Annotated in this window: 15 protein-coding genes; 7 read left to right on the forward strand and 8 right to left on the reverse strand. The window is 48.5% G+C overall.

Annotated features, from left to right (window positions below; translation table 11 throughout):
* Positions 1 to 269: 269 nt before the first annotated feature.
* The 8 genes from PTQ21_RS02555 to PTQ21_RS02590 form a co-directional block, all read right to left on the reverse strand.
* On the reverse strand, positions 270 to 1,751 hold the full coding sequence (locus PTQ21_RS02555) for a phytoene desaturase family protein (protein ID WP_274568712.1): 1,482 nt from the start codon (positions 1,749 to 1,751) through the stop codon (positions 270 to 272).
* Positions 1,748 to 2,896 (reverse strand): glycosyltransferase family 2 protein, encoded by a 1,149-nt coding sequence (locus PTQ21_RS02560; protein ID WP_274568713.1) that lies wholly within the window; start codon positions 2,894 to 2,896, stop codon positions 1,748 to 1,750. The genes PTQ21_RS02555 and PTQ21_RS02560 overlap by 4 nt, the downstream gene beginning before the upstream one ends.
* A gap of 2 nt (positions 2,897 to 2,898) precedes the next feature.
* Entirely contained in the window at positions 2,899 to 3,657 is a 759-nt protein-coding gene (locus tag PTQ21_RS02565) for a lysophospholipid acyltransferase family protein (RefSeq protein WP_274568714.1), read from the reverse strand.
* On the reverse strand, positions 3,626 to 4,393 hold the full coding sequence (locus PTQ21_RS02570) for a carotenoid biosynthesis protein (protein WP_090951942.1): 768 nt from the start codon (positions 4,391 to 4,393) through the stop codon (positions 3,626 to 3,628). Before PTQ21_RS02570 ends, PTQ21_RS02565 begins: the two co-directional genes overlap by 32 nt.
* Positions 4,393 to 5,265, reverse strand: a complete 873-nt coding sequence (locus PTQ21_RS02575) for a phytoene/squalene synthase family protein (protein WP_274568718.1) — start codon at positions 5,263 to 5,265, stop codon at positions 4,393 to 4,395. Before PTQ21_RS02575 ends, PTQ21_RS02570 begins: the two co-directional genes overlap by 1 nt.
* Positions 5,262 to 6,725: a phytoene desaturase family protein gene (locus PTQ21_RS02580; RefSeq protein ID WP_274568719.1), complete on the reverse strand. Its 1,464-nt coding sequence runs from the start codon at positions 6,723 to 6,725 to the stop codon at positions 5,262 to 5,264. Before PTQ21_RS02580 ends, PTQ21_RS02575 begins: the two co-directional genes overlap by 4 nt.
* On the reverse strand, positions 6,722 to 8,272 hold the full coding sequence (locus PTQ21_RS02585; protein WP_274568720.1) for a phytoene desaturase family protein: 1,551 nt from the start codon (positions 8,270 to 8,272) through the stop codon (positions 6,722 to 6,724). Before PTQ21_RS02585 ends, PTQ21_RS02580 begins: the two co-directional genes overlap by 4 nt.
* Before the next feature lie 288 nt (positions 8,273 to 8,560).
* A complete protein-coding gene (locus PTQ21_RS02590) occupies positions 8,561 to 9,622 on the reverse strand; it encodes a MerR family transcriptional regulator (RefSeq protein ID WP_274568721.1) in 1,062 nt (353 codons plus the stop codon).
* Positions 9,623 to 9,754: 132 nt separating this feature from the next.
* Between PTQ21_RS02590 and PTQ21_RS02595 the strand changes: the two genes are divergently transcribed.
* The 7 genes from PTQ21_RS02595 (at position 9,755) to PTQ21_RS02625 (ending at position 17,335) form a co-directional block, all read left to right on the forward strand.
* Complete coding sequence (locus PTQ21_RS02595; protein ID WP_063566953.1) at positions 9,755 to 11,230, forward strand: phospholipase D family protein; 1,476 nt, start codon at positions 9,755 to 9,757, stop codon at positions 11,228 to 11,230.
* Positions 11,231 to 11,355: 125 nt separating this feature from the next.
* Positions 11,356 to 11,979, forward strand: coding sequence for a TetR/AcrR family transcriptional regulator (locus tag PTQ21_RS02600; protein WP_274568722.1), 624 nt, complete (start codon positions 11,356 to 11,358; stop codon positions 11,977 to 11,979).
* Positions 11,976 to 12,317, forward strand: coding sequence for a DMT family transporter (locus PTQ21_RS02605; RefSeq protein WP_063566951.1), 342 nt, complete (start codon positions 11,976 to 11,978; stop codon positions 12,315 to 12,317). The genes PTQ21_RS02600 and PTQ21_RS02605 overlap by 4 nt, the downstream gene beginning before the upstream one ends.
* Positions 12,317 to 12,631, forward strand: a complete 315-nt coding sequence (locus PTQ21_RS02610; protein WP_063566950.1) for a DMT family transporter — start codon at positions 12,317 to 12,319, stop codon at positions 12,629 to 12,631. The genes PTQ21_RS02605 and PTQ21_RS02610 overlap by 1 nt, the downstream gene beginning before the upstream one ends.
* Positions 12,632 to 12,770: 139 nt before the next feature.
* Complete coding sequence (locus PTQ21_RS02615; protein ID WP_274568725.1) at positions 12,771 to 12,905, forward strand: hypothetical protein; 135 nt, start codon at positions 12,771 to 12,773, stop codon at positions 12,903 to 12,905.
* Between the two features lie 223 nt (positions 12,906 to 13,128).
* Positions 13,129 to 14,076, forward strand: coding sequence for a TetR/AcrR family transcriptional regulator (locus PTQ21_RS02620; protein WP_090951953.1), 948 nt, complete (start codon positions 13,129 to 13,131; stop codon positions 14,074 to 14,076).
* 40 nt (positions 14,077 to 14,116) lie between these two features.
* Positions 14,117 to 17,335, forward strand: a complete 3,219-nt coding sequence (locus tag PTQ21_RS02625) for an efflux RND transporter permease subunit (protein ID WP_274568726.1) — start codon at positions 14,117 to 14,119, stop codon at positions 17,333 to 17,335.
* The last annotated feature ends 3 nt before the right edge of the window (positions 17,336 to 17,338 follow it).

Genomic DNA, 17,338 nt, shown 5'->3' on the forward strand with positions numbered 1-17,338 from the left:
TCCGTTCAGGATTTGCCCGATACAGCAGAGAGATTCTCAGAAATATTAATTCTTATTATGTAACGTACAAACGGTATAATTTGGATCTATATTATAAATGATATTCACACTCAGCGCGTCAACTCTACCAGTATAACGTTCCGGCCCAGCAATGGAAAGGGTGCCCCGAAACCCAATAATAACTTGAGTTTCGAGGTTCTACATATATTTGATAACTAGATATTTGGAGGTTGGGTCAGTCATTCTGTTAGATGAATCTCTTCTATAAATTACTTTACGATTTCCGATGCAAGCTGCGCTCCAACAAGCTGCCCGGACAATGTCACAATCGGTGTTCCACCGCCCGGATGCGTTGTTCCGCCCACGTACCACAGCCCTTGTACATCCTTGCTTTTATTGCCGGGACGCATGAAGGTCTGCTTCACGGAGTTGGACGAGATGCCGTAGATCGACCCTTGATGGGCGAGTGTATCCCGTTCTATATGTTGAGGTGTGTACCGGATCAGCACATCCGACTGCTTCAATCCCATAATTCCCCGCTCGGCCAGCTTCTCCAACACCAATTCACCGTAACGGTCCATCTGTTCACCCCAATTCCATGAGTCCGACAAATACGGAGCGTTCACCAGAATGAACAGATTGCTCGCTCCTGTCGGAGCCATACCCGCTTCCGAATAACCGGAATAACAGATGTAGATCGTCGGATCGGCAGGCATTTTTCGGTCACGGAAAATATGGTCAAACTCCGGTTCATACCGTTCTGGGAAAAAGACGGTATGGTGCAGCAGGGATTCATACTGTCTTCGCACACCAGCCAGTGTCACGAACCCCGAAATCGACGGCTCATACTTGCGAATTCGCTCATCGCTCATCTGTTTGCGATATTCTGGTGCAAGCAGCAGCCGATTGACGCTAAGCACATCTCCATTGGCAACGACCTGATCGGCTTCCCGGAAGCCCTGATCCGTATCCACACCTGCCACTTTACCATGTCTGACAACAATTTGATGGACTTCAATGCCAGTAACGATCTGCACCCCTTTTTCCTGTGCAAGCCGTGTCATTGCTTCTATTAGTTGATAGGTTCCACCCTTGACCCCATAGATGCCCTCTTCTGCTTCCACATGACCCATCATGGCAAAGATTGAAGGCGCCTGATATGGTGATGACCCAACATAGGTAGCATACCGACCGAACATCGCAAGGGTATGAGGGTGTTGGAAATAAGAACGCAGCAGCTTATCCAGCTTCACTGTAGGTCGTACGCGCAGCAGACTGCGCAGCATTCGAAGATTATATTTATCCTTTGGCGACAACAGTAGCTTTCCAAGAAAATGACGATTAGCTTCCGCATACAGCGCAGCAGACTCATCCATAAATGCATCGTAACGGGCTGCATCCTCCGGGCTGTAGACAGCAATCTGCTCCTTCATCCACCCTCGATTGCCCGACAAATCGACCACGGTCCCATCTCGGAATATATTACGCGTACGTGGTTCCAACTCATATAACTGCACGTAATCTTCCATTTCTACACCTGCGTGATCGAAGACAGAACGGAAGCTTGCAGGCATCGTGATCGTACTTGGCCCTCGGTCAAAATGATATCCATCCTGCTCAATGTGTTGCAGCTTCCCACCGACCCGCTCCTGCCGCTCCAGAATGGTGACCCGTACGCCCTGCGAAGCTAGCCGAATGGCACACGATAGACCTCCAAATCCTGCTCCGATGATAATGACGTTACCCTTCAACTGTACCGCCTACCTTTCCATACATACCCCTTGCCGGAACGACCTGCCTGCCAGGAAGCGATGCCGATCGCAATGACACAGGCCATACTTATCGGTTGCAGGAAAGCAAGCCACCAGGGTTGTCCTCCAGCGTGATCCGATACCCTTTTGACTGCCATCCCGAGCACGGTTCCCACAAGACCATAGATGATGGACGTAGAATTGCCCGCCAACAAACCGATCATCAGACCGAGCGGAGGCACAATATACATCAGTGTATACATCAGCATCGTGCCTAACAGCAGCACATCTTTGCGCCCCATACCTTCGTACATGTTTTTCTTATAGCCGTTCCACACTTCTGCACCATTCTGGTACATTCGTGTATTCGTTACATCATGAACATCGGCCAACATGACGGGATGTCCCGCACGCTTAACCGCCTTCGCCAGACTCATGTCATCGACCAGATCAGCCTGAATTGCAGCATGTCCACCCGAGGCCTTATAACTGGAACGGTGAATGAGCAAAAACGCCCCAGTAGCGGCTACAAACATCGGATTGGATGATCTGCGTATCATGAAAATGGGAAGATGACTGATGATGGTGAACACCATCATAGGCACAACGAGCTTTTCCATCCAGGTCTTCGTCACCTGATAGGGGAATCCCGTTACCAGGCCGCCGCCCTGCTCACACCCCGCAGCAATAGTCTGCCGGATGGCTTGCGGTTCCAAGCGTACATCGGCATCCACGAACATAAACCATTCACCCTTGGCCTCCTGTACCAGTCGGTGACAAGCATGAGATTTTCCCATCCAGCCTACGGGAAGTTCCACGCCATGCAGCAGGCGCACACGTGGATCACAATCGGCAATTGCTTGAACTATAGCTGCGGTCTCATCTTCCGAGCGATCATCCAGCACCAGTACTTCCATTCGAAATCCGGATGTATCGCTGGCAAGCACACTTTCCAGACATCCTTGAATGTGCAGTTTCTCGTTGCGGGCAGGAATCAGTACAGAGACCAGGATATCCTTATTTTTCAATTCATCTGCGTTGAATGAACGCACTTTGGGCAGACAGGTGACGTTCCATATTGCAAACACCACCTGAACGCCCAGTACACAAGTCAGTATAATCCATCCTATTTCAGATGCACTCATCGCTAACGGTTCACCCGCTTTCGTGCCGCATCGTATTTTTCACTCGTAGAACGTACATGACGAATCAGTGGAAAAGCGCCCGGTAAACTCCCCTGCCCGATGCGTACCAGCTCTGATTTATGGTCATTCAACTGCTGCTCCAGCACCCTGCTCAATCTGGTGGCAATCTCGTCACTCTTCCATGTCTTCCAATTTTCTATTACAGGCGCACCCACCTGCATCGATACTTCCGGTAAATCATGTTGAACCATGCCATGGCACAAAGTCACAGGTACAGCTACGGCGCGTGGAGAGCGGCGTAACAGCAAACCAATGCCTGGACGAAACTCGATTGGCCTGGCATCCTGATGCAGAATTTCCCCTTGGGGAAAGATCCAGACCCTTTTGCCGGAGTGAAGCAGCTCGGTCGTATATTGCAAGGAGGTTCGAATGCTGGATGCATTCTCCTTATTGATTGAATACGCGCCAAGTTTGCGGAAAAAGGCATATTGTCGCAGCTGCTCTTCTTCCATCATGACATAATGATCGCCTCGGGAAGTCTGTTGAGATGCATGATAGAGCAGCAGACCATCCCACCACGAGCTGTGGTTCATGAAATAGATGACCGGTTGATCCGGGTCCATGGGTGAGTCATTGTTCGGGAGCAGCGGGTCCAGTGACCCTGATAACGTAAACGAGCGAAAACGTCTCCGCAGCAAATAATAATGATTGTATAAGAAAAAAATCCGGTTAAACGGTTTTGATTTTACGGCGCGAATCATATAGCCAGCTCCCCTCAGCAAGAAGCACACCTACAATAGCAATGATGAAGCTACCTGTAATTCCTTCTTTGAGAGCTAACAACCCAAACAGTAGAATAAACAGCTGATATAACCATTTTGCACGCAGCAATGAGCTTCGATCTGAAGGCATTGCCGGAAGAAACAAAGAGAGGAACGCTCCCATTACAAACCAGCTTATGTAATTGGTCCAGGGCACACCGTAGAATCCACCTGGGGCTTGCCATTGCCAGAATCCTCTGGCATGCGCAACCGGGTCCAGCACCAGATCGAGCACGATGGCCCAAAATCCAGTCTTAACCGCCCGGATCAGCTTGCCGGTCCAGGTCGAGCCACCGCCACTGAGCAGAGCCGAGTTACCCACCACGGCAATCCAGGCGAAGCCTAATGTAACGGGTACACTAAACAGGTGGATTCCGAAGAAGTCTGAATACGAATACTCGCCAAAGGGCCAGTGTGTATGCACGCCGACCCATTCTACCCCCATGCCACCCAGCCATATAATAAAGGAAACCAGCCAGAGTCCAGGTTTCATCCAAATGACTGACTGGTCGGACAACCCTGTCCGTTTCCGTCCTTGATATATCAGATCCATCACATACAGTGCATAGAAGATTAGAAACAAACCGTTGGAGAAGGACAGTACATCCGGAACACCGATTGTCAGCATCAGTACCGCTCCGATGAAGTACCACGCCCAGTACAGGCCCTGAACCATCAGGATACCGCCGTGCGGGAGGCTTGGTAAGCCAGCATTGGATAACGTTTCACAATGGCACCCAGCATCTCCAGTTTCAGTTCATCACTAACAAATGCACGCTTCGTATACACGTCATAGTCGTTGCGCTCAACCGCATGCAGAATAGTCGAATAAAAGGCTGCAGCCAGCTCAATGGCAAATGCACTTTCGGTTGGATACGTATCCAGATGGTCCATACCGATACGGAACCAGCCCAGCGCAGCTGCTTTTAATTCATGAATGATGGCTTTAAACCTTTCGTCAACAACACCGTTAGCCCAATCCTGTTCGGAATATCCATGCTTCTCCATCAACTCCAGCGGAACGTAGCGACGGGCTCTTGCCCGGTCTTCGCCCACATCACGGATAATATTGACGATCTGCATACCTTTGCCCAGCGCAATCCCGTTCATAGCCACGTCTGTACCGTTGTCATCTCGCAATACAGGCAGCAACATCTCGCCGACGGTTCCGGCAACCAGATAACAATACTGTTCCAGTTCCTCCATCGTTGTATAATGTGTGACTTTAAGATCAGTTAATTGTCCGTCCATTTGACGGAAGAAAGGCCCCTTGTCCAAATGAGGGAAACTCGTAAACAGCCATCGTAATGCCGGCCAAATAAAATGTCCTTCCGCTTCTTCCAGTTGATTGAACAGATTGCGGATTTCATGAATCGTATAGGGCGACTGCTCCGGCTCATCTACACTGTCATCGATCATGCGACAAAAGGCATAGATCACGTACACGGCCTCGCGGCGTGGGCTGGGCAGACCTCTGAAGGCTTGATAAAAAGATGACGAGCCCTTTTGCATTAATTCCTCACACTTGTTCAAAATCGCTTCATTCATGTTTCCATCTCCTTCGTCAGTAAATTCACTGCCATCCGTGCACTTTGCATCACAATAGGAACCCCGCCTCCCGGATGTACAGAAGCTCCTGCCGCATACAGTCCCCGGATTGCCGGGAATGGCTTCGGTTGCGGACGATATACACCGGATTGAAACAGTACGGGTGCGATGCCAAAGCTGCCGCCGCCATACAGCCCGTCACGCTCAGCGTCAGCGGGAGTACGTATTTTTTTCCACTTGAGTGCTTCACGGAGTCCCGGAAATCCGCGTTGTTCCGCTTCTTCCAACACTCGTTCTGCCAGCGCTTCGCTCTCCCGAGACCAGTCGACACCATCGGCATCCGGCACCGGAATGAGGAAGTACAACACACTCTGACCTGGCGGAGCTGCCGTCTCGTCCAATGCAGCCGGATTGAATACATAAAAAGAGGACTTCGCCGGAATGCGGCGCTGGTCGAACACTTCCCGCAGACTGCCGTCCAGACTTGGAGGCAGGAAAAACTGATGCGTCGTTGCATCATCCCAGGTTTTGTCTACGCCCGCATAGATCAACACACATCCTGATGAGGGGCGAAATGGCTTTCGTTTGCGTGAAAATTCAGTCGTCTGACCCAGCAGACCCGATAGGTGGGGGAAATCGCCATTGTAGATAACTGCATCCACATTTTCTGCGCCTGCGGCAGTTTCTATACCTTCGCATACACCATTTTTAATATTCAGTCCCGTCACTTCCGTGTTCAGCACCACCCGACCACCTCGTGATATCAGTTCCTGTTCCAGTATGGCAGGTAATGCAGCATAGCCACCTTTCACCATCCAGATGCCATATTCATGCTCTGCATAAGGAAGCAGGGAATAAATACCCGGCGTGCCGAAGGGAGATCCTCCAATATAGAGACTTTGCAGCGAATATGCATCCAGCAGTTCCTCATGCTGAAAATAATCGCCTACAGCCTTCCGTACACTTTTGTGAGCACGTAATCGGCCCATCAGGGACATCAGAGACGGAGTGAAGAAATCCCTTTTTCGTGGAAAAGCCTGTTCCAGAAACGCAGCCCGTCCCGCCGGAAACAGCGTGTCCATATCTTTCATAAATTTCGAGAATCCCTGGCTTTCTCCAGGGAAGAGACGTTCAATCTCTTCGGCCTGCTGTTCACGTGCCGTCATTTTGGTCATCACACGTCCGCTGCTGTAATGAACCCTGTACAATGGATCACAACGCAGCAGCTCAATCTTCGAACGATCCACCCCCGCTTCCTCCAAAATGCCAAGCAGCATCTCGGGCAGAAGTACGATGGTCGGGCCTTGATCGATCCGATATTCCCCTTCCTGCTCGTAGCCGATACGACCTCCAACTCTGGAACCCCGTTCGTATACCGTTACGTCCCAACCCTGTTTATTCAGCAGCAATGCTGAAGTAAGACCGCCAATGCCTGCACCTACGATGGCTGCCCGTTTCATGAATGGCCTCCCGCTTCCGCCGTTTTCACATACGAGGATGGTTTCGAGCGCTTGCGAGCGTCCTCTTCCTGGATCAGCTTCACGCTGATTCGAGCTGATTCAAAAATGGTCGGCAGCCCACTGCCCGGATGCGTTCCGCCGCCCACCAGCCATACCCTTTTCAACTCTTCAAACTGGTTATGCGGCCGCAGATACATCATCTGCCCAAGATTATGAGCCATGTTAAATGTTGCTCCACGGTACACGTCGAGTTCATTTTGCCAATCCAGCGGTGTAAACATCATGGATTCTTCAATACGACTGCGGATGTCTGACAACTCAGGAATCGATTCCATCCGCTTCATCATCGCCTCCCGCACATTCTCCCGTTCTACCTCCCAATCGATGTCTCCGGTAAGGTTCGGCGTAGGCATGAGAACATATAATGCAGATTTCCCTTCCGGTGCGAGCGTCGAATCGAGTCTGGAAGGGTTATGAATATAGAGGGATGGATCCGCAGACAACACTTTGTGCTTCGTAATCTCGTCGACGTTGAGTCGATAGTCCTCGGGAAAATAGATCGAATGATGCGGTAAATCCACTTCACCGTCCACGCCCAGATACAACATGGCTGTGGAGCAAGAGTACTTTTTACGCTTCATTTTCTCCGGTGTATATTTCTTGAGTACGCCTGGTTCAAACAGATGGTTCACGGCATGTGCAAAGTCTGCATTAACAACGACATGGTCCGCTTCAATGCGTTCGCCATTTTCAAGCAAAACGCCTTCTGCACGACCATTGCGAACAATGACCTGTTTAACTGGACAGGATGTATGTATTCTTCCTCCATATTCTTCAACTACATCAGCCATGGCTTGAAATACGCGATTGACGCCGCCAATGGGGTGAAATAATCCATAATGGTGCTCAATGAATGACAGAATCGTAAACGTACCCGGGCAATCCCAAGCGGACATGCCGAGGTATTTGGATTGGAACGTGAATGCCCAGCGCAAGCGCTCATCTGTGAAATAGCGGGACAGAATGCCGTAAACTGTATTGTTAATATCGAGTTTCGGCAGAGCTGTCATGGCATCTTTTCGCAAATAATCTGCCAGCTTGCCGAAAGGCCTGCGCAGCAAAGGCATGACTTTGCCAAACTTCACTTCCTCTTCCTGCATGAACCGAAGGTAATTGTCCTCGTTGCCGGGGAAAAGCTCCTTGATCTGTGCGGCTGTATCTTCACGATTACGAGAAGGCGTAAACACCTTATCACCGAAATTTAGGGCATACAGCGGAGTCAGCTCTTTCATCTCCACATAGTCTGATAGCTTGCGTCCTACAACGTCGAACATCTCTTCAATCAACTGCGGCATCATCAAAAACGTTGCACCACGGTCGAACCGATATTCGCCCAGATCCAGTCTGGCAGAACGTCCCCCAATGACTGGCTGTTTCTCATATACATCTACTTCGTACCCCTGGCCGGACAATAACATCGCTGCTGCAAGTCCACCCGGACCTGCACCAATGACAGCTGCACGTTTACGTTGCTGATTCGGTATCATGCCACTCACCTTTCCTATGTTAAGAACTATCTCTAGGACTATAGTCTTTAACCTATTATTAAACCGCCCATGAACAGTTCAAGCGGGTAAACGCAAAAACATTATACAAATGTAGTACAAATATTATACAACTTATTAAATCAAAAAATGACCGACTGGTCAAATTCTCTAATAAGATATTTTGGAATACAAAAAAACACCCTCTGCGCTCTTGCGTCAAAGGATGTCCTGTATACCCAAACCTATACATTCTATTTTAAAATACATTTTTAAAAAGACACGAATCAGTTATCTCCGCCCAGGCGATGGTTCAACAAAATACTCACGTTCCATCCACGCTTGCCAATCCGATGAATCTTCAGGCATAATCCACTGCGGATATCGTGCTTTCTCTGTACGCTCATAACCCTTGCCTCCAAGTACAAAACGCATATGCGGGAACTCGTCCACAATTCGCCCTATGAGTTGATCACACCGCTCAAGAAGTTCGGAACTAGTAACCGATAGACAGACCAATCGGATGTTCTGCTCCCGGATAATTGGGAATAGCCCCTCTTCCGGTGTGTTGGCTCCGAGATAGAGCACTTCTGCACCATTTTTACGCATAAACAGGGAGAACAACAATAATCCCACCTGATGATGCTCCCCTTCCGGGCACAAGGCCAGAACTTTGGGCAGATGCGGATAGATCGGGAACAGATGGAAAAACTGATAAAAGCGCTGTGAGATCAGTTGTGTCATAAAATGCTCTTGAGCGACCGAAGCCCTGCCTTGCTCCCATGCATCCCCAACCCGAACCAGAATGGGCACCAGCACATGATAAAACATGGAATCATATCCGTACATGGTGAAGCCAAAATCAATCAGACCATTGGCTCGTTCACCCTGAAAGTTGTATAGCGAGTCATAGATCTGATCGGCTATACGTACATAAGCCTCTTCCATCGTGGGTACTGGAGGCGTTAACGATGTAGGCACTGCAGCTTCATGTGAACTGGTTTTGTTCACCTTGAGCATACGTACTGCTTCCGAAATATTCGTCTGGTGCTGCTCCACCTGCTCTTTTAACCAGCGCAGATCTGCAACATTCTCTTCCGTGTACAAGCGATAACCCGATTCCGTCCGCTCAGGGGTGACCGCACTGTACCGATTCTCCCAAGCCCGGAGCGTTACCGTCGGAATACCCAGCATGGCAGCGACTTGTTTGATGGAATACACCTTATTACCCACTTTCTTTCCTGAAATAGCCAGACTTTCGCAGGTTAAACGAATCCTTATCCCGTCTTTGTCAGGTATATGAAAATCCGAACATTCCACAAAAATAATACACTCATTATACACAACGGTCATATGCATGTCGATTGAATCGATCGAAATGGTTTTGCCTTTCCTGACGACTTAAATAATCTGTCAGGCTCTCTGCGTCAATGTTGTCATCCGGGTGGTAATAGAAGTCAGCACGTTCAGAAAGGGGAGTTATTGTTGTTTTCTTATCGCCGCCAGACATCAGACCGCAAGTCTTCACGCGGCAAATTTCCATACATACGAACAGGACTCGTCCTATTGGCACTATGGCTCATCGCCGTCATGCTCTATCAGACCTATAAACCGTTACCATCCGGCATTGCCTATGAAAGTCCTGAATACCGGGTGGATCAGGTACAGTTTTTGCATGATCTGACCTATCCATCCGCTGATGGACAGATGGAGCACGAACAGCAGATCTTCCAGCGCATGCTTCAGGTTATCGAGGACGCGGAACAGTTCGTCGTCGTTGATATGTTTTTATTCAATAATTACCAGCACAAAGGTCAGCAATTTCCACCCATCAGCACAGAGTTTACGGAAACACTGGTTGCCAAAAAACTTCAGAAACCGGATATGGATATGTGGTTCATTACGGATGAAGTGAACACCAACTATAACTCCGCACCGAACCCGTTACTGGAGCAGATGAAGCAGGCCGGAATTCACGTGGTCATCACAGATGTGGACCCTTTACGTGACTCCACTCCTGTCTACTCTGCGGTCTGGCGCACCTTCTTCCAGTGGTTTGGACAATCCGGCAATGGCTGGATTCCGAACCTGATGGCAACCGATGGACCGGATGTCACCGTGCGTTCCTACCTTAAGTTGCTCAATGTGAAGGCCAATCATCGCAAAGTGGTGGTCAGCGAGAAGACAGCTATTGTCTCCTCAGGCAATGTTCATGATGCCAGTGCCTATCATTCGAACATTGCTTTTGAAATAACCGGACCAATCATCGGAGATATTCTTCAGTCCGAGCAGGCCGTACTAAACATCTCGGGTGGAGGTAAAATTCCTTCCTATACAGCTCCTACCACAGACCCGAATAAAGGAGATTTGCGAATTCGCTATCTGACCGAGGGCAAAGTGAATGACGCAGTGCTCCATGAGATTAATCAATCGGCAAAAGGTGACATCTTGTGGATGGGCATGTTTTACATCGCTTCACCCAAAGTACTGGATGCACTGCTCGAAGCCTCGAAACGGGGAACCGAGATACGGCTTGTACTCGACCCGAACGAAAATGCCTTTGGTCAGGAGAAGACTGGCATTCCCAATCGTCCTGTAGCTGCTGAGTTACATGATAAATCGGATGGCAAAATCCAAATTCGCTGGTATAACACAACCAAGGAGCAATATCATACTAAGATGATGTACATTGCCAAAGCCACCGGGGATCATATCGTCCTTGGAGGATCGACCAACTTCACCCCCAGAAACATGAATGATTACAATCTGGAAAATGACCTCTGGGTTGCTGCACCACCAGACAACTCATTTACTCATGATGTGGCGAATTATTTTGACCGGATATGGAATAATGAAGATGCCGAGTTCACCCTGAACCTGGATGAATTTCAGGAAAAGACTACATTTTTGAAAGAAATCGTATATAAGCTGCAACTGATTTTGGGTTTAACGACCTTCTAATGGAAAATGAAATTCCAAGCATAAAGCCGCCTGTACACTATCGTGCAGGCGTTTTTTGTGCCTTGACAGGGAATGTAAAATGTGAAAATATAGGTTACCTAACGACCGTTAGGAAGGTGATATTGATGACTGCACATTCGATTCGGGATGCAGCCCTGTTCCATTTTGCAAGAGATGGATATGAAGGAGCCTCCTTAAGAGCAATCGCTGACGAAGTCGGGATTAAAAAACCGTCTATATATGCACATTTTAGCGGCAAGGATGACCTGTTTTTGCAAACCCTTGCGCATGCGTTTAAGGATGTTCAGCGTCGAACGCTCGAATACTTCCGTGATCACGCCGATCTGCCATTGGAACAAAGGTTGAAAGGTTTGCTGATATGGTTTGAGCAAGAGTATAACTGTAATGCCTCTGCCCGCTTTATGCTGCGTATGTGTTACTTCCCGCCGCTTTCGCTATATAGCGAAGTGATGGATTTAGTTTATCCGTTTCTGGACGGTATGGAGCGGTCACTGACACGACTGCTGCAAAGGGAGACGCGCAAGGGGGAACTACAGGCTGTTCCAGCAGAACAAGCTGCGATTACTTATATGACTTTTCTCGATGGCATCACGGTTGAGATTATTTATGGAAGTTCACGTCGATACAGAAGACGGATTGAAGCTTCCTGGCCAGTCTACTGGCATGGCATTCATCATCTGAAACAAGAGGCACTGCCCGTTGTTTTGAAAGGAGATTCATCATCATGAACCGCAACTGGTTATATGTATTTATCGGAGGACTCATTGAGATTGTATGGGTAAGTGGGCTGAAACACGCCTCTAATGTTTGGGAGTGGGCTTTGACGGCCCTAGCCATCATCCTGAGCTTTGGATTAATCATTGCTGCTTCCAAAAGATTGCCTGTGGGTACGGTGTATGCCGTATTTACGGGGATTGGTACTGCAGGTACGGTACTGGCTGAAATGCTCCTATTTGGTGAAGCATTCTCACTTGCCAAGGTTTTGTTAATCGGCCTGTTGCTATGTGGTGTGATCGGACTGAAACTGGTCACGGATCAACAATCGGCAAAAGGAGGTGAAGCATAATGGCTTGGATGGCAATTGTGGGCGCAGGCATATGTGAAATTTTTGGCGTCATCGGCATTAATGGTGCTTCTACCCGAAAAGGCTGGCCTTATATCGTGCTCATGCTCGTATCGTTCGCATTCAGCTTCTCCCTGTTATCCTACGCGATGACTTCTATTCCCATGGGTACCGCGTATGCGGTGTGGACTGGAATCGGTACGGTGGGCAGTACGTTAACAGGTATGTTCCTGTTCGGTGAGCGGAAGGAAGCCAAGCGGCTGCTGTTTATTGCCATGATTTTGGTGGCGGCGATCGGATTGAAACTGATTACGTAACGTAAATACCTCCATTATATATCTTCCATAATATTTAATTATCCCAAAAAGACGACTTTCGATCAGAAAGTCGTCTTTTTGGGATATGATGTAAGTAAGAAACCTCACCACACTCTGTTACGTAAGAAAGGAAGTCGTGATGATGAAGAAATGGTTCGCGCGTATGGGTTCATTTACCGGATATATCTTTCTGGTCGCTGTGGGAACCTTTTATTTGATTGCTCTTGTAGCTATTATTCTTCTAGCCATTTACGTCTTTAAAGGCGGATCATGAAATAGATCATACATATTGCAATGAACATTCGTCGCTCATATATACAGCCTTTACTGCGTCTGCATTACGTAGGAAAAATGCTCCAGTCCTCATATAGTACACCCTCTTCTTTTTCCATTTTTCTCCCATTTGAATTCCATTGTCTTTATCGTTTATACTTGGTTTGACCCTAAAGTCAATTCAAGAACTCATAAGTTCCGCAGGTGAGGTGGATGTATCGTTAATGAACCCTATCCATGAAATGAATGAGAAGAAAAAGCTCATTATTACCACAGCACTCAAGCTGTTCTCAGCCAAAGGCAGTGCTGCAACCTCCATGCAGGAGATTGCAGAAATATGCGGGATGTCGAAAGGCAGCCTCTACCTCATGTTCAAATCCAAAGAGGAATTAGAGGCCAGTACGATGGAGTACTGCATATTCACGCTCATGGACGAAATCTCCCAGATTGAACATGAAGCTGGGCTCACTTCGAGAGAACGTCTGCACAAGCAGATTGAAACACTGCTTGTCCATGTATCCGAGCTGAAAGAATTTTTACGCGTGCAAATGCGCAGCATGATGATGGATGAAGAGCAGCATCGCAAGGAAAAGTGCAAACCGAAAAACAAGGATCTGGAGATCCGTACCCTGCACTGGTTCAAGGACAAACTGGAGGATCTGTACGGACCGGAGATTGGACCCTATACCTTAGACCTTATTTTGCTCACGCATGGTCTGTTCCTCTCCTACATCAAAATCTGGTTTACGGAAATGCCTTCCCTTACCGTATCCAAGATGGCAAGCAACATGCTGCAAACGATCGATTATGCAGCTCGCGGATTGCTCGATCAACGCCCTGCCCCTTTGGTTCCTTTGGAACATTGGCCAGCATGGAGCAGCGATTCAGATACAGATTCCACAATGATGCGTCATCCTATTCATATCATCAAACAGATGAAGGATATCATCTCTTCTGATATGCCTCCAGGGCAATTGCGCAATGACGCGTTGGAGACCATCGCCATCCTGAGACAGGAAATCATGGAATTCACACCGCGACGTGCCATTATTCTGGGCATGATGCGTAATTTGGATCACATTCCTGTCATCCAGCCATTGCACTCCGAGCTTCAGCACATTATGGATGCCATGTATAGCCGGTTCATCCAGGCTGACTCGTCACAACAATAAAGAAATACAGGGAGAAACAGAGAGGAGAAGAAACCATCGTATGAAAGGGATTATTAATTTTTCACTGAACAACAAGTTTGCGATCTGGATTCTGACCATCATCGTTTCCTTCGCCGGTTTGTACAGCGGACTGACGATGAAACAGGAGACCATACCAAACATCAATGTGCCATTCTTGAGTGTTACGGCCATTGATCCAGGGGCAGCTCCAGAAGGTATTGTCGAGGATGTCACCAAACCACTCGAACAGACCTTAAGAAATGTAGAGGGAATTAAGACACTCACCTCTACTTCCATGGAGAATGCTTCTTCCATCACCCTCGAATTTGATTATGGTACCGATCTGGACAACGCTACCGCAGCGGTACGCGAAGCACTGAATGAGGTGCAGTTGCCGGATGGTGTACAGAAACCAACCATCTCGAAGTTCAGCATCAACTCCTTCCCGGTTGTCTCGCTCAGCTTGTCTGACAAGGACGGCGGCGATCTGGAACAATTGACTCGACTGGTTGAAACGGATATCCAGCCTGCACTCGAAGATATTGACGGTGTAGCTCAAGTCCAAGTTTCGGGCCAATATGTTAAGGAAGTTCAACTGAAGTTTGATCAGAAAAAAATGAATGAACTCGGTTTGACTGAAGATACAGTCAACGGCATCGTTCAAGGCTCTTCTGTCCGTGTACCACTCGGACTGTTCGAACTGGACAAAGCACAGAAAGCTGTTGTTGTTGACGGTAATATCATCGATCTGGATGATCTGAAAAATCTCGCTATTCCGGTTGTACCAAGCGGTGCAGGAGCGGGCAGTGGTTCAGCCACAGCACCACAAGGCGCCGGCGCACAAGCTGGCGGGGCAGCTCAAGGCTCTGCACAAGATGCTGACCAGGCTGCAGGACAAGCCGCTGGCGGAAATGCCAGTGTGGGCAGTACTTCAGGTGCCGCTAACGCACCTGGAATCCCAACCGTTAAATTAAGCGAGATCGCCAAGATTGAAGTCATTGGCCAGGCGGAATCCATTTCCCGGACAGACGGTAAGGAATCCATCGGGATCTCCATCGTTAAGTCCAATGATGCCAACACCGTTGATGTCGTTAAGGCGGTTAAAGACAAAGCGGAAGAGTTGCAGACGCAGTTCAAAAACGCCGATTTGACTGTTTTGCTTGACCAAGGTAAACCTATCCAGGACTCCGTAAACACGATGCTGTTCAAAGCGATGTTTGGTGCTTTGTTCGCCATTTTGATCATTCTGTTGTTCCTGCGTGATATTCGCTCCACCATTATTTCCATTGTCTCCATCCCGCTCTCCTTGCTCATTGCATTGACAGCACTGAATATGATGGACATTACGCTGAACATGATGACCCTGGGTGCCATGACGGTCGCGATTGGACGGGTTGTCGATGACTCCATCGTTGTTATCGAGAATATCTATCGCAGACTGACACTCAAGGGAGAGAAACTTAAAGGCCGTGATTTGATCCGGGAAGCTACCCGTGAAATGTTCATTCCGATCCTTTCTTCCACGATCGTAACCATTGCGGTATTCCTGCCGCTGGCACTGGTGAGTGGTATGGTCGGTGAGCTGTTCATGCCATTTGCCTTGACCATGGTCTTTGCTTTGCTGGCATCCCTGATTGTGGCTGTTACGATTGTACCGATGCTGGCACATACGCTGTTCCGCAAAGGTCTGAAGAACAAGCAGAATCATGAGGAAAAACCAGGCAAGATGGCGGAGGGTTACAAACGTCTCTTGAACTGGACATTGTCTCACAAACTCATCACCGTCGGCGTTGCTGTATTGCTGCTCGTCGGCAGTTTGTTCCTGTATCCGTTCATCGGTGCAAGTTTCTTGCCGGAACAACAGGATAAATATGTGACCATTACGTATAGCCCGGAAACTGGAGCTTTGCGTGAAGATGTTGAAAAAGAAGCACTCGTAGCTGAGAAATGGTTGCTGACGCAGCCAGGTCTGGAGAAAATGCAGTATTCCATCGGCGGCAGCAATCCACTGAGCAGCATGGGTGGAGGCAGCTCCAACTCTGCTCTCTTCTATATCGAATATAACGAAGATACGAAAGACTTTACAAAAGTGAAAGAACAGCTTGTGGAAGGTCTGAAGAAAGAAGTTACTGTAGGAACCTGGAATGAGCTTGATATGTCCGGGGGACTGGGAGGCAGCAGCTTGAGCCTTTCCATCTATGGTGACAATGTAGATCAGATCAAACCTGTCTCGGATGAAATTCTGAAGCTGGTTGAAGCAGATACCGAATCTTTTGAAAAAGCCGACACTACGCTCTCTGATACCTACGGGCAATACACGCTCGTCGCGGATCAGGAAAAACTGAGCTCGCTCGGTCTGACTGCTGGCCAACTGGCTATGACGCTCAGCCCTGCACGTGAACGCCCTGTACTCACAGAAGTGGATATCGAAAACAAAACGTATAAAGTCTATGTAGAGACTGACAAAAAGACATTCACCAGCATTGCTGATATTGAAAACGAAAAAGTTACTTCACCACTCGGCATTGAAGTACCAATCAAAGATGTCGCGAAAGTGGAAGAAGGCACTTCACCGAACTCCATCATGCGTATTGATGGCAAAGTCGTTGTGCAGGTATCAGCCAACATCTTAGCTTCCGATGTACAAAAAGCATCATCAAACTTGCAGGCGAACATCGACAAACTGGATCTGCCAGATGGAGTTGAAGTGAAGTTTGGCGGTACAACCGAACAGATTAATGATACGTTTACCCAACTTGGTCTGGCCATGCTGGCAGCCATTGCGATTGTATACTTTGTGCTTGTTGTTACGTTCGGCGGTGGACTGGCGCCATTTGCCATCCTGTTCTCCCTGCCATTTACCGTCATTGGTATTATGGTCGGCCTGTTCGTAGCTGGTGGTACGCTTGACGTATCTGCCATGATGGGTGGACTGATGCTGATCGGGATCGTGGTCACCAACGCCATCGTCTTGATCGACCGTGTTATTCACAAGGAAAAAGAGGGAATGCCTACTCGTGAAGCCTTGCTGGAAGCCGGAGCAACGCGTCTGCGTCCAATTCTGATGACAGCTCTGGCTACCATTGGTGCCTTGCTGCCACTGGTGACAGGACTTGAAGAAAGCGCAGGGATCATCTCGAAAGGTCTCGGAATTACCGTAATCGGTGGTCTGATCAGCTCTACGCTGCTGACTCTGGTTATCGTGCCAATCGTGTATGAGTTCCTGATGAAGTTCAAAAAGAAAAGAATTGAAGATTAATCG

The sequence above is a fragment of the Paenibacillus marchantiae genome, assembly GCF_028771845.1.
GTDB lineage: Bacteria > Bacillota > Bacilli > Paenibacillales > Paenibacillaceae > Paenibacillus > Paenibacillus marchantiae.